Genomic DNA, 21,735 nt, shown 5'->3' with positions numbered 1-21,735 from the left:
TGAGGATGGATATATGAATTTAAAGAACCGAGAAATTCAAGCGTGTACCATAATTGATGGTATACAAGATGAGTTGAAATCGATTTCGTTATTTTTACATAATAACCCTGAATTAGGTCAACAGGAGGTGCGTGCTGTACAAACAATTAGCCGTTATATGGAGCAACATGGCTTTGATACGACTGTAGGGCTAACGAAATGCCCTGAATTGCGTACCGCTATGCGAAGTGATATAGGATTAGATCGTTTGCATAAAATGGCTTTTTTAGGTGAATATGATGCACTGCCTGAATTAGGTCATGGGTGTGGGCATAACTTAATCGCCATCATGAGCATGGGTGCCGCTATAGCGTTTAGTCAAACTGCTCGTGATACATGGGGAACGACATTTTTTGGATGCCCAGCTGAGGAGACCATTGGTGGCAAGGTGTTTATGGCTAATGAAGGGCTTTTTAAAGGTTATGATGGGGCTCTCATCATTCATCCAGGTGGAGAAAATGAGGTGGGCGGTACCTCGCTAGCTACCCATCCTCTAGAGGTAACCTTTTATGGACGGTCGTGTCATATTGCATCTTTGACTGACTCTGGAATTAATGCGTTAGATTGTGCTGTCGATTTATATCAATCTATTAAAATGATGAAACAAGATATCTTTCCCAAAGGGGCCATCGTAGGTGCCATATTTACTCAGGCTGGTACTGCACCCAATGTGGTAACCGATAAGGCTACATTACGAATGACAGTACGTGGCGCTACTGTATCTGATTTAGAAACTATTATTTTACCAGCTATTAAAGCAGAGGCTAATCGCATTGCTACAAGCTATGGTGCTACCGTGGATATGCATCACTATGAACCTTTATTTAAGGATATGAGGCAAGATGAACGTTTAGTATCCTTGTTTGATGAGGTGATGACTGAGTTTGGTGAAAGCCCACGAAAATTACCACCCGATGAGGCCGATGGCAGTACCGATGTAGGAAATGTATCCTATGAAGTGCCTACGGCGCAGCCTACTTTGAATATAGGGAATCAGTTAGAAGCACATACTCCTGAGTTTGCTTGTGCTGCAGGGTCTCCTTATGGATTGGACCAAGCTATTAAAGGTGCTAAGATTATGGCCGTTGTTGCCTTGCGTTATGCGGAATCATTAGAAGTGTAAATTTTGACATATCTAGTGTAATCAAGGTACAATAAATATATTAATTAGTGTGAACTAAGCCGTCTTATTTAGACGGCTTTTATTCCGATGGAGATAGATAATGAGTGTATTAACAGTATCCCATGTGACTCATGGCTTTGGGGCACGACAAATATTAGATGATGCATCGTTTCGACTGTTAAAGGGGGAACATGTAGGTTTAATAGGTGCTAATGGAGAAGGTAAATCTACCTTCTTAAACATCATTACCGGCAAACTACCACCAGATGAAGGCAAAATAGAGTGGTCTAATCAAGTAACAGTAGGTTACTTGGACCAGCATGCAGTACTCGAAAAGGGCATGACAATTCGCGATGTATTACAACGTGCCTTTGATGATTTGTATGTTATGGAGTCAAAGATCAATGATGCATACAATAAAATGGGTGATGTATCAGAAGATGAAATGAACCGTCTCTTAGAACAAGTCGGTGAATGGCAAGAAATCTTAGAACAACGTGGGTTCTACGAGATTGATGCGGTCATAGAACGAACTGCACAAGGTTTAGGTCTTATGGATATTGGTTTGGAGCGTGATGTATCTGAGCTAAGTGGCGGTCAACGTACGAAGGTTTTGTTGACGAAACTATTATTAGAAAAGCCGACCATATTGCTATTAGACGAACCAACAAACTATTTAGATGTAGAACATATTCATTGGTTGCAAAACTATTTGCAAAATTACGAGAATGCATTCATTCTAATCTCTCATGATATGGAATTTTTAAACTCCGTAGTCAATGTCATCTATCACATTGAGCAAGCTGTCCTTACTCGATATACGGGGGATTATCATCAGTTCCAAGCTGCTTATGAAGTTCAAAAGGCACAAGCGCGTAAGGCTTATGAACGACAACAACAAGAAATTGAGCGTATGGAGGATTTCATTCAACGCAATAAGGCACGTGTGGCTACGCGCGGTATGGCAAATTCCCGTGCTAAACGGTTAGAAAAAATGGAAATCCTTGAAAAACCGAAGGAATATATCAAACCATCCTTTGGCTTTAAAGAAGGTCGTACACCTAGTCGTTTTATTGTTGAAGCCTTTGGCCTTGAGATTGGTTATGACGAACCGCTCACAAGACCTGTAGACTTTCAAATTGAACGAAACAAAAAAATCGCTATTCGCGGTGTCAATGGTTTAGGTAAGACTACATTATTAAAGACCATTTTAGGACTGTTAAAACCTGTCAGCGGCGAATTGGTGAAGGGTGATTTCCTCGAAGTAGGTTATTTTGCTCAAGAGGATGCACCATCTAATTCAGAAACTGCGTTAGACTATATTTGGAATGAATATCCGGCTATGACGAATGCCGAAGTTCGTGCAGCACTAGCGCGATGCGGATTGACGAACGAACACATTACATCTCAAATGCGTGTCCTATCCGGTGGAGAAAATGCAAAGGTGCGACTCTGCAAATTGATGCAGAAGAAATATAATGTTCTTGTTCTTGATGAACCGACAAATCATTTGGATATCTATGCTAAGGACGAATTGGCACGGGCATTGCGTGAATTTAAGGGAACCATTGTTCTCGTTAGTCATGAACCGGAATTCTATGAAGGTTGGGTTACCGATATTTGGAATATAGAGGATTGGACAACGAAGATCGTTTAGGAGGGCCTATGAATCAACTTGCGAAAGAAGGTATAGAACAGTTTTTACGTGCTCTATCCGTTGATACAAAGGCGCCAGAGTTAGAAAAAACACCGACCCGTGTAACAGAATTATATGAAGAGCTGTTTTCTGGTGTCGGAAAAGAGACAAAGGAACTCTGGGGGGAACTGTTTTCTACGGACTACAATGGTTTGGTAGCCGTTACAGACATTCCATTTTATTCAATGTGTGAACACCATCTATTGCCATTTTTTGGTACAGTAGATGTGATATATCAACCACATAGTGGTTGTGTAGCTGGCTTAAGTAAGTTTAATGATGTAATTACGGTGTTAAGTAGAAAGCCACAATTACAGGAACGCTTGACTCGAGAAATCGCTGATGCTATAGAACGTGATTTATCAGCAGAAGGTGTTTTTGTACGTCTTAAAGCAACACAATTATGTATGTTGATGAAGGGGACTTTGCAACAAGGCTCGCAAGTTGTTACTATAGAAAGTAGAGGCCTATTAAGAGAGGCTGGCTCTTTGCGAGATGAAGCATTGGCTATGTTAGGAGGCACAAATGTATAAACGTAGACAATATACTTGGAGTGATGGAAAATCATTACGCTTATTTGACCATACATTAATTATGGGAATCTTGAATGGCACACCAGATTCTTTTTCTGATGGCGGATTGCATAATACACCAGAAGCAGCAGTTACATGGACTAAACAAATGATTCAAGATGGAGCTGATGTCATCGATTTAGGTGTTGAATCTACACGCCCTGGATGCACTCCATTGAGTGCGGATGAAGAAATTGAACGCCTTAGCGTACTACTGGATCCTGTATTAGAAGCATCTTCTGTTCCGGTGTCCATTGATACATACCATGCAAAAACTGCAGATTATGCATTCGCTAAAGGGGCGCATATTCTAAATGATATATGGGGATTGCATTATGATCCTGATATGGCAGCTGTAGCAGCAAAATATCGTGTACCAGTCATCATTATGCATAATAGCAATGATACAAATTATGATGACATCATTGAAGATATGAAAGCTTATTTTTTCTCGGCTGTTGATAAAGCGTTAAAAGAAGGTGTACAACCACAAAATATTTGGCTCGACCCAGGTATTGGATTTGGCAAAACCGAGGAACAAAACATTGAGGTATTACAACGTTTAGGCGAAATTACAGCTTATGAATATCCGGTGTTATTGGCACCTAGTCGAAAACGCTTTATAGGTTCAATGCTCGGTGGTTTACCTCCAGAAGAACGCGATGAAGGGACTGTTGCTGCTTGTATTACAGGGGTATTCCAAGGGATTGATATGGTTCGCGTGCATAATGTATTGATGCATAAACGAGCTCTAGCTGTAGCAGACGGATTGTTGCGGGGCGAATAAGGAGTTTACTATGGATAAAATCATATTAAAGAATATGGCTTTTTATGGGTATCATGGTAATTTAGATTCTGAAAAATCACAAGGTCAACGATTCTACGTAGATGTTGAAATCAAGACTGATTTAACAAAACCAGGTCAAACAGATGTGTTAGAGGATTCTATCAACTATGTTGAGGTTTACGACATGGTAGCTTCCATTATGACTGGTGAAAGTTGTAATCTCTTAGAACATATAGGAGCATTGATTGCCGATACATTGTATCAACACTTTCAAGGTATTATCGGCCTTAGTGTAGCCGTACGAAAACCGTCTGTGCCGATAGCTGGTGTATTAGATTATGTAGAAGTTGTAACGACTCGAGGTCAAATTTAATGTATACATACTATATTAGTGTAGGTTCTAATATAGGAGATCGCCGTCAGTTTATTATGGGCGCATATGATTCGCTTTCACTACATCCTCAAGTTCATAGGATTACTAGTTCCTCCGTTATGGAGACAGAACCTTGGGGCTATACAGAACAAGATGTGTTTTTAAACGCTGTTTGGCGTGTATCTAGCTCATTAGAACCTCACGATTTACTCGATGTCTTACAGTCATTAGAGTGTGAGGCTCAACGTAAGAGGGATATTCATTGGGGACCGAGAACACTTGATTTGGATATTGTATATGCCCTATCGGATGATGGTGCGTGTATGTATATCAATGATGCTCGATTAGTGATTCCTCATCCCTATTTTTGGGATAGACTATTTGTTTTGGAGCCCTTGCTGGAGCTAGATAAAGAGTTTACATATAATGGAGAATCCCTAGATGATAGGATTCGAACATTAAAGATATAATATGAGATGTGTATTCATAAGGGGTTAAGATGAATGCAAAACGACTGGGCTTTATCATTGTTGCCATTCTTTTAATGGGGTTGTCCTATTGGGCAATGTCAATGGTTAATAATGATGTAAAGTCTGTGAAAGTTGATCCAGAACAGCATACATTAATGGTTACATCGAATGATGCTATTATATCGAAGCGACTATTGGCGATGAAGCAAATCGGTGACAACGTATATTTTTTAGGCTATGAAGGTTATGGTATTTATAATGTAAGGGATAATACCATTCGCCTTAATACTGTTCAATTTAAGGGAACACATATTGATCCGGGACAACTAAAAAACTATCAAAAAGGCGTGCGCCATGTTGAGAATATAAGTAGTTTTCGGGATTTTACAGCTGAAGAACAGCATAACTTTATGGATATGCTAAATGCTACGGATAAGGGGGCTCATTATATAGAGCCTTACTATCAATCAGGTTATGAGTCATCACTCATCGATTTAGATACATCGTTTTTTATCACGAATAATGTAAAGTCGCTTAAACAAAGAGATGCTAAAATATATATATTGGATGGTTCAGGATTTATCATTATTGATCAATCGAAACAAGAAATTCAGGGATATTTTAATACTCGTATTCTGGGAGAAGGAACGAAAGGGATTCCAGATAGCTTGAAAGGCTATTATGGTTCTCAATTTATACGAATCTATGCATTAAATAAAATAGATCCAGATGATTTGACTATTTTATGGAATATGCGTAAACAATATGTAGAGAAAAATAAAATTGATGTACAAGGGCAGAATCTATTTCCTTTAGAATTATCTGACGTACATTAGCTCAAAGTCTTGCGGGTATGGCCTTAATTCCATCCATTGTAGGTGCAGTTATCGTTATTGCTGTAGTGAGTTTCTTTTTTGGAAGGGACTAACAATATATTTAAAAAAGGACTATTATAGTAAGTGGCTATAATAGTCCTTTCAATTATTTATAAACCAAAAGGTATTGAGGAGGCCCTTATGAAATTACGTAAAGTAGGTATTATCGGAACTGGACATGTAGGCTCGCATGTAGCCTTTTCTTTAGCTTTGCAAGGCGAAGTTGATGAGTTATATATGATGGATATTGATGAGAAGAAAGCTAAAGCACAGGCTATGGATGTTAATGATGCGGTTAGTTATATCCCTCATCGTGTAACGGCTACATCTGGTCCGATTGAAGAGTGTGGTGATTGTGATATTCTTGTTTTTAGTGCGGGTCCACTACCTAATTTATATCAAGATCGCCTAGAAAGCCTTGGTGATACAATCGCAGTACTAAAGGATGTTATTCCTCGCATTAAAGCATCTGGATTTAAGGGCTTTATTATTTCTATATCTAATCCAGCAGATGTAGTGGCTACGTATTTATGTAAACATTTAGATTGGAATCCAAAGCGCATTATTTCGTCAGGTACAGCGCTAGATTCTGCAAGATTGCAAAAAGAATTAGCTCATATATTCGATATTAGCAATCGAACTATTACTGCTTATTGCATGGGTGAGCATGGCGCAAGTGCTATGGTGCCATGGTCCCATGTGTATGTACAAGGCAAGCCGTTAGTAGAATTGCAAAAAGAATTGCCTCATAGATTTCCAGAACTAGATCATAAACAAGTGTTAGATGATGTTAAAATTGGTGGATATCATGTGTTGGCAGGCAAAGGCTCTACGGAATTTGGTATAGCAAGTGCCACCACAGAGTTAATTCGCTCTGTATTCCATGATGAGAAAAAAGTATTGCCATGCTCTTGTTATTTAGATGGTCAATACGGGGAAACAGGCGTTTTTGCATCCACACCTGCTGTTATTGGCAAGGATGGCATAGAAGATGTTCTTGAATTACAAATGACAGAGGATGAATTGGCTTTATTTAAGAAATCCTGTGCGGTTATTAGAGAATATGCAAAAAAAGCAGAAACTATGTAATGTACCTTAAATATATTTCAAAATAAATCTACTTTTATACAATTTTCTACCTATAATTTCCTAGGGGTTCTGTGGTATAATTTGTTATTATGTATATAGTTAATACTATTTTTGGGGGCTCTGCATGAAACAATCTGAACATCGTGAAAAACCGATAAAGCGTAGACGGGTGCAACGAAATCGACGCGCTGAAGATCGTAAGATTGTCATTATGTGGGTGAAACGCATTGCAGTTGCAGTAATGGTTATGCTTTTACTCGGACAAGCATATCGCTTAGTAGCTATATATCAAGAAAAACAACATATTGAACAACAATTGCAAGAATTGCAACAAAGAAATGATGAATTAGAACAAGAAAAAGCAAAGCTACAAGATCCTAAGAATATTGAAAATGTAGCACGTGAGCAATTAGGCCTCGTTAAACCAGGTGAAGTGCCATATGTAAAATAATCTTGTCATCATTAGTGTAGTTTTAGTTTATATTTTGAGGTTTTATTAGGAGGTTGCATGGCAATCGAAGTTGGTAGCGTTTTAAACGGTACAGTTTCCGGTATTACAAAGTTTGGTGCTTTTATCGATTTAGGTGATAAACAAACAGGTTTAGTTCATATTTCAGAAGTAGCTCATGGCTATGTAGAGGATATTAACGATGTACTAAAAGTACAAGATGCAGTGAAGGTAAAGGTCTTATCTGTAGATGGTAGTAAAATTGGTCTTTCCATTCGTCAAACTCAAGAAAAACCACAAGTAGAGGAACGCCGTCCAGAGCGCCGTGTACAAAGTCGACAAAGTGCAGAGTCTTTTGAGGCAAAGATGAAATCATTCTTGCGTGATAGCAACGAGCGATTACATGATTTAAAACGTAATACAGAAGGTAAACGTGGTGGCCGTGGCGGTCGTCGCGATTAAAATAAAGAGATGGTTTCGGCCATCTCTTTGTGCATATACTTTAAAATTGCAATTATAGTGGGTAATTCATAGAGGGATAATAAGGAGGGGCGACTATGAAAGCTGCTATTATCGATGTAGGTTCTAATTCTATTCGATTATTACTAGGAACTTATATAGATGGTCAATGGCATAACGAACCAAAGCGGTTATGGACAACGCGATTAGGCAAACGAAATGAAGATGGATTGTTAACGAAAGAATCGATGGATGCATCTTATAAAGCCTTTTCTGAAATAGCCACTCTAGCGAAAGATTATGGTGTAGACCATTGTCTTGCATTTGCAACGAGTGCCGTTCGAGAAGCATCAAATGGCATTGCGTTTATGGAGCAAGCCATGACATATTGCTCCATGACGTATCGTATCTTAAGTGGTGATGAAGAAGCAGTTTATGGATTTAAAGGCGCTTTACAAGATCGTTTAGCTGACGGATTACATTATGCAACCATTGATATTGGCGGTGGTAGTACTGAGTTGGCGCTCGGTTCTAAAGATAGCATCTATTGGAGTCGCTCCTATCCGGTTGGTGCGGTACGCCTTAGACCTCTTTCGGATGAAGGCCCTCAACGAGTATGGGAAGAAACACGGTTTTTATGGGACCCTATGATGATAGAAGGTACGTTCGGTGATTTCATTGGTATCGGAGGTACTATTACAACCTTAGCGGCTATTGATTTAAAAATGACAGAATATGATGGCCATAAAATTCAAGGTCATAAGCTTTCTAGAGAATGTATAGAAGGCATTATCTTACAACTGCGCTATATGAGCCGTGATGAGCGTTTACATGTACCAGGACTACAGCCTGGGCGTGCAGATATTATTGTAAGTGGTGCAGAAATACTAACATCATTTATGGATGCTTATGAGGTGCCTCATATTTTTGTAAGTGAACAAGATGGTATGGAAGCATTACAACAAGAATTGATTACAAGTTATGATGAGACAGCACAGTAAATCGACGCCTAAACAAATCAAACAACTCCATAGAATGGTTAATAAGACCTTAAAAGATTTTAGTTTATTTCCTCATGAGGCACGAATCTTAGTTGCTTGTTCAGGGGGCCCAGATTCTATGGTCTTATTAAATGTTTTGCAATATGTAAAGGTACATAGAAAAGCACGGTGGACTATTGGCGTTACTACTATGGATCATTCTATTCGCAGAGAAAGCCTAAGTGAATTGCAAATGGTTGCATCCTATTGTAATAAGAACAATTTGCCATTTTGGGGTGTTAAAAAGGATATTCCTACTATAGCCGGGGAGCGAAAGGAGTCGTTAGAGACTGTTGGCCGATGTGAGCGCTATAAGTGGTTCAATGAATTAGCTGACCGTGAACATTATGATTATATTGTCACTGCTCATCATAAGGATGATCAAGGGGAAACCATTTTAGCACACATATTGCGCGGGTCTGGTATCAAAGGTATTACCGGCATGTCTGTGATAAGTCATGATTACACTGTTCCTATAGTTAGACCGCTATTGTCGGTTACAAAAGATGAAATATTAGAATATGCTCGTTTACAGGATATTGAATATTGTGTGGATGCATCTAATGAAGATGTGAAATATAATAGAAATCGTATTCGTCATGAGGTAATTCCTACGCTACAAACCATTAATCCTAATGTAGTAGATGCCTTATGTAGATTGGGTGATATTGCTCAAGTTGATGAGGCGTATCTTAATGGTGAAAGCCAGCGCTTGTTTATACAATTAGTACAATCTGTAGATAATGGATTTCAGGTATCAAGGCGTCGTATGCGTGCATTACCGCTCGCTATGCAACGGCGATTGTGGCAATTGATGATACCCAGTGTTTCACTATCCCTAGCGCATCAAGAACAATTGGCCCATATCATACGTACGGGGGAAGCTAAAACTTTCACCATTCAAAAAGTTACAATTAACGCGCAATGTGATACAATACATGTGTATTGCAAACATTAGATATAGATCCGGGAGGTCTTATATATGCATCAAGATGTAAAAGAAATTTTATACTCTCAAGAACAATTAGCAACTCGCATTCGTGAGTTAGGTGCTGAGATTAGCAAAGATTATGCTAATGAATCTGTTGTATTAGTCGGCGTTTTGAAAGGTGCTATTGTTTTCTATACCGATTTAGCTCGCACCATCGATGATTCAGTAGATGTATCATTCGATTTTATTTCTTGCTCTAGTTACGGTGATGGTACAACAAGTACTGGTGTGGTCCGTATTTTAAAAGATTTAGATCGCTCCGTAGAAGGTAAAAATGTACTCGTTGTAGAAGATATCGTAGATACGGGCACAACTCTTCATTATTTATTGGATAATTTGAAGGCTCGTGGCGCTAAGAGTGTTCGACTTGCTGCCCTTCTTAATAAACCGGAACGCCGTAAAATGGATGTAGATGTCGATTATGTAGGCTTTACAGTTCCAGATTATTTTGTTGTTGGTTATGGCCTTGATTATGCAGAGCAATATCGTCAATTACCATATATTGGTATTTTGAAAGAATCTGTTTACCAATAAGGGTGTAATATATTTATAACTAAATAATGGCGAGTATTTGTTCGCCTTATATGGTATAATATAATAATGCATATCATTATGCATTATTAGGTTATACATTACATGTGAAAGGAGTAATTTTTTGAGTCAATTTAGTAAAAAACTCGTCCTTTACTTACTTATCATTGCAATTGCCGTTTTCGCTATAGATTCCCTTGCAGGGCAGAATACTAATAAGGCCGAAATGAGTTATACCGGTTTTGTTCAACAGGTACAACAAAAAAAGGTTGAATCTGTAACGATTACAAATGACCATGGAATCAAAGGAAAACTAAAAAATGGTACAGATTTTGTATCCTATGCACCATCTGATGATACGTTGATCAAAACGTTGACAGATAATGGTGTTGAAATTACTGCTGCACCACCTGAACAACCTTCTTGGTGGGTTAGTTTATTAGGTTCCGCGATTCCTATTATCATCCTTGTGGTTGTGTTCTTCTTTATTATGCAACAAACCCAAGGTGGTGGCGGTCGCGTAATGAACTTTGGCAAAAGTCGTGCTAAGATGATGGGCGATGGTAATGTAAAGGTTAAATTTAGCGATGTAGCTGGTGCCGAAGAGGCAAAACAAGAATTGACAGAGGTTGTTGAATTCTTGAAGGACCCAGGTAAATTTACAAGTATTGGTGCAACCATTCCGAAAGGTGTCTTGTTAGCAGGACCTCCAGGCACAGGTAAAACCTTATTAGCTAAGGCTGTAGCCGGTGAAGCCGGTGTTCCATTCTTTACCATTTCCGGTTCCGATTTCGTAGAAATGTTTGTCGGTGTCGGTGCATCTCGTGTGCGTGATTTATTTGGCCAAGCGAAGAAAAATGCGCCTTGTATCATTTTTATCGATGAAATTGATGCGGTAGGTCGTCAACGTGGTGCTGGTCTTGGTGGCGGTCACGATGAACGTGAACAAACGCTAAACCAATTACTCGTTGAAATGGATGGCTTTGGTGCCAATGAAGGCATCATTACCCTTGCAGCGACTAATCGACCAGATATCTTGGACCCAGCATTATTGCGTCCAGGTCGCTTTGATAGACAAGTTGTTGTTGGACGTCCAGATCTTCATGGTCGTGAAGCAATCCTTAAGGTTCATGCACGTAATAAACCTTTAGCAGATGATGTAGACTTAAAAACGATTGCGAAAAAGACACCTGGCTTTACTGGTGCTGATTTGAGCAATTTGTTAAACGAAGCTGCATTGTTAGCTGCGCGCTTAAATAAAAAGGTTATCACCATGGCTGAATTGGAAGAAGCCAGTGAAAAGGTTAGCATGGGCCCTGAACGCCGCAGTCACATTGTGAGCGAAAAGGATCGCAAATTGACCGCTTATCATGAATCTGGTCATGCTATCGTGGCTCATTTATTGCCACATGCAAACCCTGTTCATAAAGTAACGATTATTCCACGCGGTTATGCTGGTGGTTATACAATGATGTTACCTAAAGAGGAACATGATTATAAGACTAAAGCACAACTATTGGCGGACATACGCGTAGCACTTGGTGGTCGTATTGCAGAGGCTCTTGTACTTGGCGATATCAGTACGGGCGCATCTGGTGATTTACAAAGTGTAACGAATACGGCACGTTCTATGGTTACTCGTTGGGGGATGAGCGATACGTTGGGACCAATTGTATTTGGTGAACAACAAGAGCAAGTATTCCTCGGCAAAAATATTGGTCATGAACGCAACTATAGTGAAGAAGTTGCAAGTAAGATCGATGTTGAAATTCATCATATTGTAGATGAAGCATATCGCGATGTAGAACAACTTTTAACAGATAACATGGATTTCTTACACAATATGGCAAAGGCTTTATTAGAAGAAGAAACTATTGATGCTAAGGCTGTTGAAAACCTTCATAAATATGGTACTACTAAGGCTCCTGATGAAACAGAAGCGCCTACAGCAAGTCATATGGATGCGGTGATTTCCATGCCTAATGCTACTGAAGAAACTAAGACAAGCTCTACAGAATCTGATGTACAATCTTAATACATAATTAAAAGGGGCTACCTTTAGGTAGCCCCTTTTACTGTATGTGAAATGTTTCTGTTATGACAAATCCTTTTATTGTCCATCACAGGCATGTCTCGTAGCCATCAATTCTTGAGTGCGTTGAATCTTACGTTTTTGAAGGTATCGTTGGGCTAGTACATTTGGCACAGCCACACCGACTGCGATACCTACAATAGATAGAATGCCAGTAGTCCCGTTTTGTGCCATATACAATAGACCTGATTCGTTTAGTGAATTTATGTGTAATATATCAAATAGAAAACGATAGAGCAAAATGCCGGGCATCAGTGCGATAGCTGATGGTACGACTAGTACCGGACCAGATGTTCGTAGCCATGTGGAGAGTTTGACAAAGATGACGCTCATTACGGCTGCACCAATGAATGTAGCACCGGGTAAGGCAAATCCATATTCTAAAAGCATTAGATTACGAATTGCTACGCAAACGACACCGCCTAGCCCGATATAGGGTAATAGTCGAGCTGGTGAATTAAATAGTACAGCAAATGAGGCGGCGGAAACAAAGGAACCAATAATCTGTGCTATAGAAAAAATATGAGGCTTAATATCCACAAAGTTAAATGCCGGCAATGGACTGAAGTAAAGCGCCATCGCCATGCCGAGTGTCATGCTGCCCACGATGAGTAAGGTTCTAATAGCTCGTGTTATGCCGGATAAAATGTGGTTGTTTATAGTATCGATAACCGAATTGATAAGTGGCACACCTGGAATCATGAAGAGTGTACAACAGACGAGGACATATACCAGTGATCCTAACTCGATGAAGGTATAGAAACCATAGGCAATAAACATGGCCGTAAAGGCGCAGATAGCGTTGCCTAAATATTCATTAAATCCAAGGCGCTGAGATACGACCCTCATAAAATAGCCACATAATGAACAGATGAATGTTACTACTAATGCAATAATATCCGCACTGTATAAGTAAGCTAAACCAGCAGAGCCTAATGCGCAAGCAATGCCTTTTGCCCAGACTGGATAGACGGGAATCGTTTGTTGTAGTTTTCCAACTAAACGTTCATAGGTAGTTAAAGAATAATGGCGTTCAAAAGCTCTCCAAGTTAGTTTTGATACGGCATTAATCATAGCCATATTCGGTATATGAATCGGCGTTTTTCGAAACACTGTTATAGAGCGTTCTTCATGAAATATATTAATCATAATCGTTGTATAACTAATGTGGATATTTAAATAATTGTGTGGAATCCCCATAAATGTAGCAGCTTGTTGAATCTCAGATACCATACGTACCGTGTCAGCACCACATTCCATTAGGAGTTTAGCGATATTTAATAATACATCCAATTTTCGATGAATATGGATAAAGGGGGTCTCTAGGACCTCATTTTTTTCTTCTAATGTAAATTGTTTCATTGATACTCCTTAATTTCATCATCCTTTACTCATTATACTATTAATGGCCTGTAATATCATTCATTAATCTATTTGTCTACCTAATGGGGTATAAAAATCTAGATTTTTTGCATTTTTTTGAATGATTATTTATTAAATTGATAAATAACACTTGCTTTTTCAAGGGCCCACTTGTACAATCGAATTGTAAACCGACAGGAGAAAGGGGCCTTATCATGCGTGATGAAGTACTAGAATTCTTAAGACAGAATCAAGGTGACTTTGTTTCAGGTCAAGATATGTCTGAAGCATGTCATGTATCACGAACTGCCATTTGGAAGCATATAAAAGCACTAAGACAAAAGGGCTATAAAATTGAGTCCTATACAAAGCGTGGTTATCGTTTGTTGGAGGAACCGGATTTGTTAAGCCCATTAGCAATGAAACAAATATTGAATACCGATATTTTTGGTAAACGATATGTATATATGGATACAACTGAATCAACGAATTTAGAAGCTCGTAGATTGGCGCAACAAGGCGCTGAGGAAGGCACCGTAGTCGTTACAGAGGAACAGGCTGCTGGTCGTGGTCGCTTGTCTCGTGGTTGGTATTCTCCCTTTGGAAAAGGCTTGTGGTTTAGCCTTATTCTCCGACCTGATTTCCCCCCTGCGGAGGCTCCTAAATGTACGTTGATGGCTGCTGTGGCGCTTACCAAGGCGTTTCACAAAATGGGGCTTGCTGATGCAGGTATTAAATGGCCGAATGATATTTTGGTAAATGGTCGTAAGCTTGTTGGTATATTGACGGAAATGTCTGGATCGATGGAGGAAATTTCCTATATCGTTATGGGCATAGGGGTCAATGTTAAGACGAAACAAGAAGAGCTACCGGAAGAAATAAAACAAATCGCCACATCTCTCTTAATGGAAGGCGTTGATATTGAACGGACAGAAGCTTTCAAAATCATCTTAGAAGAATTAGAACACCAATATTACGATGTGCTAGATAGTGGATTTGAGGATACCCTAAATGAATGGCGTAAGTTGAGCGTTACTTTGAATCAAGAAATTGAGGTTAGAGCACCGGGGAATACATATGAAGGTGTGGCAACTGATATCGATGACGATGGAAATTTATTGGTGAAAACGACTAATGGAGAAGTTAAACGAATTGTTGCAGGCGATGTTTCTATACGTCCGCGAAAATAGGAGGAATGCATGTTATTAGTAATTGATGTGGGAAACACGAATATTGTTCTCGGTGTTTACGATAAGAAAAATTTAGTAGGACACTGGAGAATTTCTACAGATCGTGTGCGTACCACGGACGAATATGGCATGTTGATGATGAATTTGTTTTTTCATGATCGCAAGGTTAACGCAAAGGATATCAAGGCTATCATTATTTCCTCTGTAGTACCGCCATTGATGCCAACATTAGAACGTGTATGCTTGCGTTACTTTAATGTAAATCCTATCATTGTAGGTCCTGGCACAAAAACAGGTATCGCTATTAAATATGATAATCCTCGTGAGGTAGGTGCTGATCGCATCGTCAATGCCGTAGCGGCCAATGCTGTATATAAGGGGCCATTGATTATCATTGATTTTGGCACTGCTACAACTTATTGTGCAGTCCTTGGAAATGGTGATTATATTGGTGGCGTTATTACGCCAGGCGTAACGATTTCAGCAGAGGCTCTGTTCCAACGCGCTGCAAAATTGCCTCGTATTGAGGTAAAGGACCCAGGTCAGGTTATTAATCGTAATACGGTATCATCTATGCAATCCGGTATGTTCTATGGCTATGTAGGACAGGTAGAGGGCCTAGTGACACGTATGAAAGCTGAAATGGGTGGTGATGTAACTGTGGTGGCAACAGGTGGCTTGGCACAGCTCATCAGCAGTGCTACCGATTGTATCGACCATGTAGAGCCAATGCTTACATTGGAAGGTCTCCGTCTTATTTACGAACGAAATAAATAATGGTACTATAATAGAGTTGGTTGTAATTATAGTATGAATGTATAACAACAGGTACGGCTTAGGCTGTACCTGTTTTATTAGGTGAATTATAATGATAGAAACATGGACCATTGGCAATGTACCTATCCAAGGTATGGCTATTTTAGCTCCTATGGCAGGGGTTAGCGATATAGCATATCGACTATTGGCCAAAGAACATGGTGCCTCCATGGTTTGTACCGAAATGGTCAGTGCTATGGGTATCAAATATAAAAATGAGCGCACGCATGAGTTATTGCGTATGGAAGCGGTCGAGCATCCTGTATCGATGCAAATTTTTGGTTCCAATCCAGAAGCAATAGCATTGGGTGCAAAGGTGGTAGCAGCTGCTGGTGCAGATATTGTAGATATCAACATGGGGTGCCCTGTTAAAAAGGTCGTCTCTAGCGGTGACGGTTCGGCGTTGATGAAAACACCTGACTTGGCGGCTCGCGTAGCAGAAGCCGCAGTAAAAGCTGTTGATGTGCCGGTGACGGTCAAAATGCGTATCGGTTGGGACGATGATCATATCAATGTGGTCGACTTTGCCAAACGTATCGAAAGTACTGGTGTTGCAGCTGTTGCTGTTCATGGGCGCACACGGGAACAGATGTATATGGGGCGAGCTGATTGGTCCTATATAAAAGCGGTTAAAGATTCCTTATCAATCCCCGTAATAGGGAATGGTGATGTATGGACTCCTGAAGATGCACTTCGTATGATGCAAGAAACAGGTTGTGATGCGGTTATGATTGGTCGTGGTGCACAAGGCAATCCATGGATTTTTGAGCGCACTAATCACTATTTAACGACAGGTGAATTAAGGCCAGAACCTACCTATTTAGAGCGACTAGATATGTTGCTCAAACATTTTGAACTACTCTGTCGGTATAAAGGGGCGGCTCTAGGGGTAAGAGAAATCCGAACACATGCGGGATGGTATATGAGGGGAATGCCTGAAGCAGCTTATTGGCGTAATCGTGTGAATACAATTCACACTGTTGAAAGCTTTAAAACAGAGCTTTCAACCTATAGAGATGTATTGGAAAACTGGGGCTCACATTGACAAATACAGGGGTTCTTAGTATAATTGATTAAAAATTAAAGATGAAAGATAAGGTGTCATCGACTATGACACTTTTTCTATTATTTATATGTAGAAAGATTAGGAGAATCCATGGCAGACGTAAAAGAAACATTACTTACAGCCGAAGGTTTGAAAAAACTTGAGGATGAATTAGCATATTATAAATCTGTGCGCCGCATTGAGGTGTCACAACGTATTAAAACAGCTATTGAATACGGCGATATCAGCGAAAACTCTGAATATGATGATGCTAAAAATGAACAAGCTTTCATTGAAGGTTATATTTCTGAGTTAGAAAATAAAATTAATACAGCAAAAATCATTGATGAATCCATTAAGGGTGATGTAGTATCCGTAGGTAGCAAGGTTACCGTATTAGATACAATGTACAATGATGAATTGGAATATGTTATTGTTGGTTCTTCCGAAGCAGATCCTTTCAACAATCGTATTTCCAACGAATCACCTGTAGGTAAAGCTATTTTGGGTAAACGTAAGGGCGATGAAGTAGAGGTATCCACACCAGATGGTCCTGTTACATTCAAAGTGTTAGCAATTCAATAATTTTTCATTTTAACAAAAGAGGCGATAACATGAGTGAAGAAATTAAAAATTTACAAGAAGAATTAAATGATCAAATGCAAATTCGCCGCGACAAATTGGCTGAATACGAAGCTGATGGTATTTATCCATTCGGCCAACGGTTTGTTGTTAAAGATCATGCAAAAGATATTAAAAATGACTTCTTGAACTACGAAGACCAACCTGTAGTCATCGCAGGTCGTTTGATGACGATGCGTTCCCATGGTAAAACAGCATTTGCCAATATTCGCGATTTGTCTGGTGATATCCAAGTGTATTTTCGTAAAGATGTATTGGGCGAAGATAATTACAAATATGTAAAAATGCTTGATATTGGCGATATTGTAGGCCTTGAAGGCCATGTATTTAGAACTCACAGTGGTGAAGTTACGATTAAAGTCGACAAATTGACATTGTTATCCAAAGCATTGCGTCCATTACCTGAAAAATGGCATGGTTTAAAGGATACTGAACTTCGTTATCGTCAACGTTATGTAGATTTAATCGTAAATCCAGAAGTACGGGATACATTTGTTAAACGTTCTAAAATCGTTGCGAAGATTCGCGAATACATGATGAACGATGGCTTCATGGAAGTGGAAACACCTATGATGCATCCAATTCCAGGTGGTGCTGCTGCTCGTCCATTCATTACGCATCATAATGCGCTTGATATTGATATCTATATGCGTATTGCACCTGAATTATACTTAAAACGTTTAATTGTTGGCGGTATGGAACGCGTATTCGAAATGAACCGTTGTTTCCGTAATGAAGGTATCGATAATCGTCATAACCCAGAATTCACAACCATCGAATCCTACCAAGCATATGGTGATGTAGAAGATGCAATTCGTTTAACAGAAAATCTTGTATCCTACTGTGCTCAAGAAGTACTAGGTACACAAGAAATTACATACCAAGGTACTGAAATCAATTTAACTCCACCTTGGAACCGCATCACAATGGCAGAAGGTGTAAAAAAATACACTGGCGAAGACTTTGATGCAGTAACTACTGTAGAAGAAGCGCGTGCTATTGCAGATCGTTTGAATGTAGAATACACAAATAATGATGGTATTGGTAAAATCTTGAATGCTTGCTTCGAAGATTATGTAGAAGAAAACTTGATTCAACCAACTATCGTGTATGGTCATCCAAAAGAAATTTCTCCACTTGCCAAAGCAAGTCGTGAAAATCCATTGGCTACAGAACGTTTTGAAGCGTTTATCTATGGCCGTGAATTGGCAAATGGCTTCTCCGAGTTAAATGACCCAATTGACCAAAAACAACGTTTCTTGGATCAATTGAAAGAACGTGAAGCTGGTGATGATGAAGCTCACCGTATGGATGAAGACTTCGTCAATGCTCTTGAATACGGTTTACCACCAACAGCAGGTTTGGGCGTTGGTATCGACCGTCTTGTTATGTTCTTGACAGACTCTGCATCTATTCGCGATGTATTGTTGTTCCCATTAATGAAACCTGAAACATCTCAAGTTCAAGAAGAAATAACTGAATAATTTTTAAATTAAAGGCTGTAATAGAATGCGGTGAAACTGTGTTCTATTACAGCCTTTTTTTTGTGTGCCAGTAAGTAGATATGCATGAAGTGGTTGGTATATATTACTTTACATATTAATAATGGTTATCAACATATGAAAAAGTTTATACAACTATATTCTATAATTTAATATAATATTCATCTTGCGTAAAACTCATAATTGCTATGTGTGCATGTGTAATTCGTATTATTAAACGCTATAAATTAAATTGTATAAATGTTAGAATATACATAAAGATAAAGAATACACCTAACTAAATGAGATAGCTATCAATTACTAAAGGGGTATACATCTTATATTTATGTACATAAGTTCCATTAATTTTAATTACAACTCTTACTTTAGGAGGAACGTATTATGAAACACATGAAGGTTGCATTTTCTCATAAGGCACAATATTACTTTGGACCTTTAGACGGCCATGAAAGTGTAGATTTAAGTCAAACCGATTTTACTGATATAGGAGCCATCGTTATTAGTGAAAGTGATACAGCTATCTTAGATAATGAAACTGTAAAATCTTTTGGCATCCCTGTATTCTTAGTTGTTTTTGATAATTCTGTTGATATCGATCAATTCATGGGGAAAGTGGAACGTGTAATTGATGGTTCTAGTACAAACTTCGACTTATATAAACGTCAAATCGAAGCTGCTGCTGACAAATATGAAGAATCTATGTTGCCTCCATTCTTTAGAGCGTTGGCTGATTATGTAGAAGAAGGTAACTCTCAATTTGACTGTCCAGGTCACCAAGGTGGTCAATTCTATTGTAAACATCCAGCTGGCCGTGCATTCTACGATTTCTACGGCGAAAATGTGTTCCGTTCTGACCTTTGTAATGCGGACGTTGCGTTAGGCGACCTTTTAATCCATGAAGGTCCAGCATGTGCGGCTCAACAACATGCGGCGCAAGTATATAATGCAGATAAAACATATTTCGTATTAAATGGTACATCTTCATCTAATAAGGTTGTATTGAATGCCCTATTAACACCTGGCGATATCATTCTATATGATCGTAACAACCATAAATCCATTTGCCATGGTGCTCTTGTAATGGCTGGTGCAACTCCTGTATACCTTGAAACAGCGCGTAATCCATTCGGTTCTATCGGTGGTATTTTGGAACACTGCTTCGACGAAAAATACATTCGTGAATTGATTGCTGAAAAAGATCCTGAAAAAGCAAAAGCAGAACGTCCTATCCGCTTAGCAGTTATCCAATTAGGTACATACGATGGTACTATCTATAATGCGCGTCAAGTTGTTGATAAAATCGGTCACCTTTGTGATTACATCTTCTTCGACTCCGCATGGGTTGGTTACGAACAATTTATCCCTATGATGAAAGACTGCAGTCCATTGCTCTTGGAATTAGGCCCTAATGACCCAGGTGTATTGGTAACTCAATCCGTTCATAAACAACAAGCTGGTTTCTCTCAAACATCTCAAATCCACAAAAAAGATAAACACGTTAAAGGTCAAGATCGTTATGTAAACCATAAACGTCTTAACAATGCATTTATGATGCATGCGTCTACATCTCCATTCTATCCATTATTTGCAGCACTTGACGTAAATGCTAAGATGCATGAAGGCGAAGCTGGTAAAAAACTATGGATTGACTGTGTAGAAACAGTTATTGATGCTCGTAAATCTGTATTGAAACATTGTAAATATCTTCGTCCATTAGTACCTCCTGTTGTACATGGTAAGAAATGGGAAGATGGGGATACTAAAGAAATGGCTCAAGATGTGGACTACTTCGCATTTGAACCAAATGCTAAATGGCACTCCTTCAAAGGTTATGGTAAAGGTCAATACTTTATCGATCCTTGCAAGTTCCAATTGATTACACCTGGTATCAACGTAGAAACTGGTGAATACGAAGACTTCGGTATTCATGCCAATATTCTTGCAAACTACTTACGTGAAAATGGTATCATTCCTGAAAAATGTGACTTGAATACTATTTTATTCTTGATGACACCAGCAGAATCCAAAACTAAGATGGACGATTTAGTGGCACAATTGATTCGCTTTGAAGAATTAATTGAAGCTGATGCACCTATGCAAGATGTTTTACCATCGATTTACTATGCTAATATCGACAAATATAAAGGCTATCATATCCGTCAATTATGCCAAGAAATGCATGATTTCTACAAGGATAGACAAGTTAGTACATTGCAAGAACGCTTATTCTTACATGACTACCTTCCAGAATATGTAATGAATCCTCAAGAAGCGAACTTTGAATTCCAACGTGGTAAAGGTGAGCTCGTACCATTGGATGAAGCTGAAGGTCGCATTGCTCTTGAAGGCGCTCTTCCATATCCTCCTGGAGTATTGTGTGTACAACCTGGCGAACGCTGGTCCAAAACAGCTTGTGATTACTTCTTAGCATTGCAAGAAGGCATCAATAAGTTACCTGGCTTTGCTCCTGAAATCCAAGGCGTATACATTACACCACAACCAGATGGAACTAAAAAAGCTTATGGCTATGTATTGAAAAAAGAATTTGAAAAATAACATTATTGTGTGCCGTCAGAGCTTCTCTGACGGCGCC

At 39.1% G+C, this 21,735-nt stretch carries 21 protein-coding genes and 1 pseudogene; 21 read left to right on the top strand and 1 reads right to left on the bottom strand.

The features are described 5' to 3' along the window. The first annotated feature begins 13 nt into the window (after positions 1-13). The 15 genes and pseudogenes from HMPREF1504_RS09565 (at position 14) to ftsH (ending at position 12,528) form a co-directional block, all read left to right on the top strand. Positions 14-1,162, top strand: coding sequence for an amidohydrolase (locus HMPREF1504_RS09565; RefSeq protein ID WP_038125239.1), 1,149 nt, complete (start codon positions 14-16; stop codon positions 1,160-1,162). A gap of 100 nt (positions 1,163-1,262) precedes the next feature. Beyond that, positions 1,263-2,819 carry an ABC-F family ATP-binding cassette domain-containing protein gene (locus tag HMPREF1504_RS09560; RefSeq protein ID WP_005376611.1) on the top strand — a complete coding sequence of 519 codons (1,557 nt, stop codon included), beginning with the start codon at positions 1,263-1,265 and terminating at the stop codon, positions 2,817-2,819. Positions 2,820-2,827: 8 nt separating this feature from the next. Continuing rightward, positions 2,828-3,391 (top strand): GTP cyclohydrolase I, encoded by a 564-nt coding sequence (gene folE, locus HMPREF1504_RS09555; RefSeq protein ID WP_005379821.1) that lies wholly within the window; start codon positions 2,828-2,830, stop codon positions 3,389-3,391. Then, positions 3,384-4,217, top strand: coding sequence for a dihydropteroate synthase (folP, locus tag HMPREF1504_RS09550; protein ID WP_038125238.1), 834 nt, complete (start codon positions 3,384-3,386; stop codon positions 4,215-4,217). The genes folE and folP overlap by 8 nt, the downstream gene beginning before the upstream one ends. A gap of 10 nt (positions 4,218-4,227) precedes the next feature. Further along, positions 4,228-4,590 (top strand): dihydroneopterin aldolase, encoded by a 363-nt coding sequence (gene folB / locus HMPREF1504_RS09545; RefSeq protein WP_005379804.1) that lies wholly within the window; start codon positions 4,228-4,230, stop codon positions 4,588-4,590. Beyond that, positions 4,590-5,060 carry a 2-amino-4-hydroxy-6-hydroxymethyldihydropteridine diphosphokinase gene (folK, locus tag HMPREF1504_RS09540; protein WP_038125237.1) on the top strand — a complete coding sequence of 157 codons (471 nt, stop codon included), beginning with the start codon at positions 4,590-4,592 and terminating at the stop codon, positions 5,058-5,060. Before folB ends, folK begins: the two co-directional genes overlap by 1 nt. 29 nt (positions 5,061-5,089) lie before the next feature. Further along, positions 5,090-5,896, top strand: a complete 807-nt coding sequence (locus HMPREF1504_RS09535) for a hypothetical protein (protein ID WP_038125236.1) — start codon at positions 5,090-5,092, stop codon at positions 5,894-5,896. Continuing rightward, a pseudogene (locus tag HMPREF1504_RS10420) lies at positions 5,890-5,988 on the top strand (GlsB/YeaQ/YmgE family stress response membrane protein); the annotation flags it as partial. The gene HMPREF1504_RS09535 and the pseudogene HMPREF1504_RS10420, both read left to right, overlap by 7 nt. An 88-nt stretch (positions 5,989-6,076) precedes the next feature. Beyond that, on the top strand, positions 6,077-7,024 hold the full coding sequence (locus tag HMPREF1504_RS09530) for an L-lactate dehydrogenase (RefSeq protein ID WP_038125235.1): 948 nt from the start codon (positions 6,077-6,079) through the stop codon (positions 7,022-7,024). Between the two features lie 124 nt (positions 7,025-7,148). Further along, a complete protein-coding gene (locus tag HMPREF1504_RS09525) occupies positions 7,149-7,475 on the top strand; it encodes a septum formation initiator family protein (RefSeq protein WP_005379832.1) in 327 nt (108 codons plus the stop codon). A gap of 57 nt (positions 7,476-7,532) precedes the next feature. Further along, positions 7,533-7,934 (top strand): S1 domain-containing RNA-binding protein, encoded by a 402-nt coding sequence (locus HMPREF1504_RS09520; protein ID WP_005379830.1) that lies wholly within the window; start codon positions 7,533-7,535, stop codon positions 7,932-7,934. Between the two features lie 95 nt (positions 7,935-8,029). Next, entirely contained in the window at positions 8,030-8,932 is a 903-nt protein-coding gene (locus HMPREF1504_RS09515) for a phosphatase (protein ID WP_038125234.1), read from the top strand. A 34-nt stretch (positions 8,933-8,966) separates the two neighbouring features. Continuing rightward, a complete protein-coding gene (gene tilS, locus HMPREF1504_RS09510; protein WP_038125251.1) occupies positions 8,967-9,929 on the top strand; it encodes a tRNA lysidine(34) synthetase TilS in 963 nt (320 codons plus the stop codon). Positions 9,930-9,953: 24 nt separating this feature from the next. Beyond that, positions 9,954-10,496, top strand: a complete 543-nt coding sequence (gene hpt / locus HMPREF1504_RS09505) for a hypoxanthine phosphoribosyltransferase (RefSeq protein ID WP_005383106.1) — start codon at positions 9,954-9,956, stop codon at positions 10,494-10,496. A 121-nt stretch (positions 10,497-10,617) separates the two neighbouring features. Further along, positions 10,618-12,528, top strand: a complete 1,911-nt coding sequence (gene ftsH, locus HMPREF1504_RS09500) for an ATP-dependent zinc metalloprotease FtsH (RefSeq protein ID WP_005379807.1) — start codon at positions 10,618-10,620, stop codon at positions 12,526-12,528. Positions 12,529-12,603: 75 nt separating this feature from the next. Here ftsH and HMPREF1504_RS09495 read toward each other — a convergent pair whose 3' ends face one another. Next, positions 12,604-13,947, bottom strand: a complete 1,344-nt coding sequence (locus HMPREF1504_RS09495) for a threonine/serine exporter ThrE family protein (RefSeq protein ID WP_005379810.1) — start codon at positions 13,945-13,947, stop codon at positions 12,604-12,606. A 215-nt stretch (positions 13,948-14,162) separates the two neighbouring features. Between HMPREF1504_RS09495 and HMPREF1504_RS09490 the strand changes: the two genes are divergently transcribed. The 6 genes from HMPREF1504_RS09490 (at position 14,163) to speF (ending at position 21,698) form a co-directional block, all read left to right on the top strand. Further along, positions 14,163-15,137, top strand: a complete 975-nt coding sequence (locus HMPREF1504_RS09490; RefSeq protein ID WP_005376606.1) for a biotin--[acetyl-CoA-carboxylase] ligase — start codon at positions 14,163-14,165, stop codon at positions 15,135-15,137. A 9-nt stretch (positions 15,138-15,146) separates the two neighbouring features. Further along, the gene (locus HMPREF1504_RS09485) at positions 15,147-15,914 is read left to right on the top strand and encodes a type III pantothenate kinase (RefSeq protein WP_005376623.1); all 768 of its coding nucleotides are present in this window, start codon (positions 15,147-15,149) and stop codon (positions 15,912-15,914) included. A gap of 91 nt (positions 15,915-16,005) precedes the next feature. Next, on the top strand, positions 16,006-16,998 hold the full coding sequence (gene dusB, locus HMPREF1504_RS09480; RefSeq protein WP_038125233.1) for a tRNA dihydrouridine synthase DusB: 993 nt from the start codon (positions 16,006-16,008) through the stop codon (positions 16,996-16,998). A 111-nt stretch (positions 16,999-17,109) separates the two neighbouring features. Beyond that, complete coding sequence (gene greA / locus HMPREF1504_RS09475) at positions 17,110-17,583, top strand: transcription elongation factor GreA (protein ID WP_005379802.1); 474 nt, start codon at positions 17,110-17,112, stop codon at positions 17,581-17,583. Between the two features lie 29 nt (positions 17,584-17,612). Then, positions 17,613-19,124 carry a lysine--tRNA ligase gene (gene lysS, locus HMPREF1504_RS09470; protein WP_038125232.1) on the top strand — a complete coding sequence of 504 codons (1,512 nt, stop codon included), beginning with the start codon at positions 17,613-17,615 and terminating at the stop codon, positions 19,122-19,124. A gap of 399 nt (positions 19,125-19,523) precedes the next feature. Beyond that, entirely contained in the window at positions 19,524-21,698 is a 2,175-nt protein-coding gene (speF, locus tag HMPREF1504_RS09465; protein ID WP_009661457.1) for an ornithine decarboxylase SpeF, read from the top strand. Positions 21,699-21,735: the final 37 nt, after the last annotated feature.

This window comes from Veillonella sp. ICM51a (assembly GCF_000524355.1).
Classification (GTDB): Bacteria; Bacillota; Negativicutes; order Veillonellales; family Veillonellaceae; genus Veillonella; species Veillonella atypica.
Note: the sequence above shows the minus strand (reverse complement) of the source record. Positions and strands in the feature narration are given on the sequence as shown.

Coding starts and splice junctions, on each gene's coding strand:
- HMPREF1504_RS09565 (WP_038125239.1), top strand. CDS start 14: ATGAATTTAAAGAACCGAGAAATTCAAGCGTGTACCATAATTGATGGT.
- greA (WP_005379802.1), top strand. CDS start 17,110: ATGGCAGACGTAAAAGAAACATTACTTACAGCCGAAGGTTTGAAAAAA.
- lysS (WP_038125232.1), top strand. CDS start 17,613: ATGAGTGAAGAAATTAAAAATTTACAAGAAGAATTAAATGATCAAATG.
- HMPREF1504_RS09560 (WP_005376611.1), top strand. CDS start 1,263: ATGAGTGTATTAACAGTATCCCATGTGACTCATGGCTTTGGGGCACGA.
- HMPREF1504_RS09495 (WP_005379810.1), bottom strand. CDS start 13,947: ATGAAACAATTTACATTAGAAGAAAAAAATGAGGTCCTAGAGACCCCC.
- hpt (WP_005383106.1), top strand. CDS start 9,954: ATGCATCAAGATGTAAAAGAAATTTTATACTCTCAAGAACAATTAGCA.
- HMPREF1504_RS09485 (WP_005376623.1), top strand. CDS start 15,147: ATGTTATTAGTAATTGATGTGGGAAACACGAATATTGTTCTCGGTGTT.
- HMPREF1504_RS09530 (WP_038125235.1), top strand. CDS start 6,077: ATGAAATTACGTAAAGTAGGTATTATCGGAACTGGACATGTAGGCTCG.
- speF (WP_009661457.1), top strand. CDS start 19,524: ATGAAACACATGAAGGTTGCATTTTCTCATAAGGCACAATATTACTTT.
- HMPREF1504_RS09525 (WP_005379832.1), top strand. CDS start 7,149: ATGAAACAATCTGAACATCGTGAAAAACCGATAAAGCGTAGACGGGTG.
- HMPREF1504_RS09515 (WP_038125234.1), top strand. CDS start 8,030: ATGAAAGCTGCTATTATCGATGTAGGTTCTAATTCTATTCGATTATTA.
- HMPREF1504_RS09520 (WP_005379830.1), top strand. CDS start 7,533: ATGGCAATCGAAGTTGGTAGCGTTTTAAACGGTACAGTTTCCGGTATT.
- HMPREF1504_RS09490 (WP_005376606.1), top strand. CDS start 14,163: ATGCGTGATGAAGTACTAGAATTCTTAAGACAGAATCAAGGTGACTTT.
- dusB (WP_038125233.1), top strand. CDS start 16,006: ATGATAGAAACATGGACCATTGGCAATGTACCTATCCAAGGTATGGCT.
- folK (WP_038125237.1), top strand. CDS start 4,590: ATGTATACATACTATATTAGTGTAGGTTCTAATATAGGAGATCGCCGT.
- tilS (WP_038125251.1), top strand. CDS start 8,967: ATGGTTAATAAGACCTTAAAAGATTTTAGTTTATTTCCTCATGAGGCA.
- folE (WP_005379821.1), top strand. CDS start 2,828: ATGAATCAACTTGCGAAAGAAGGTATAGAACAGTTTTTACGTGCTCTA.
- folP (WP_038125238.1), top strand. CDS start 3,384: ATGTATAAACGTAGACAATATACTTGGAGTGATGGAAAATCATTACGC.
- HMPREF1504_RS09535 (WP_038125236.1), top strand. CDS start 5,090: ATGAATGCAAAACGACTGGGCTTTATCATTGTTGCCATTCTTTTAATG.
- folB (WP_005379804.1), top strand. CDS start 4,228: ATGGATAAAATCATATTAAAGAATATGGCTTTTTATGGGTATCATGGT.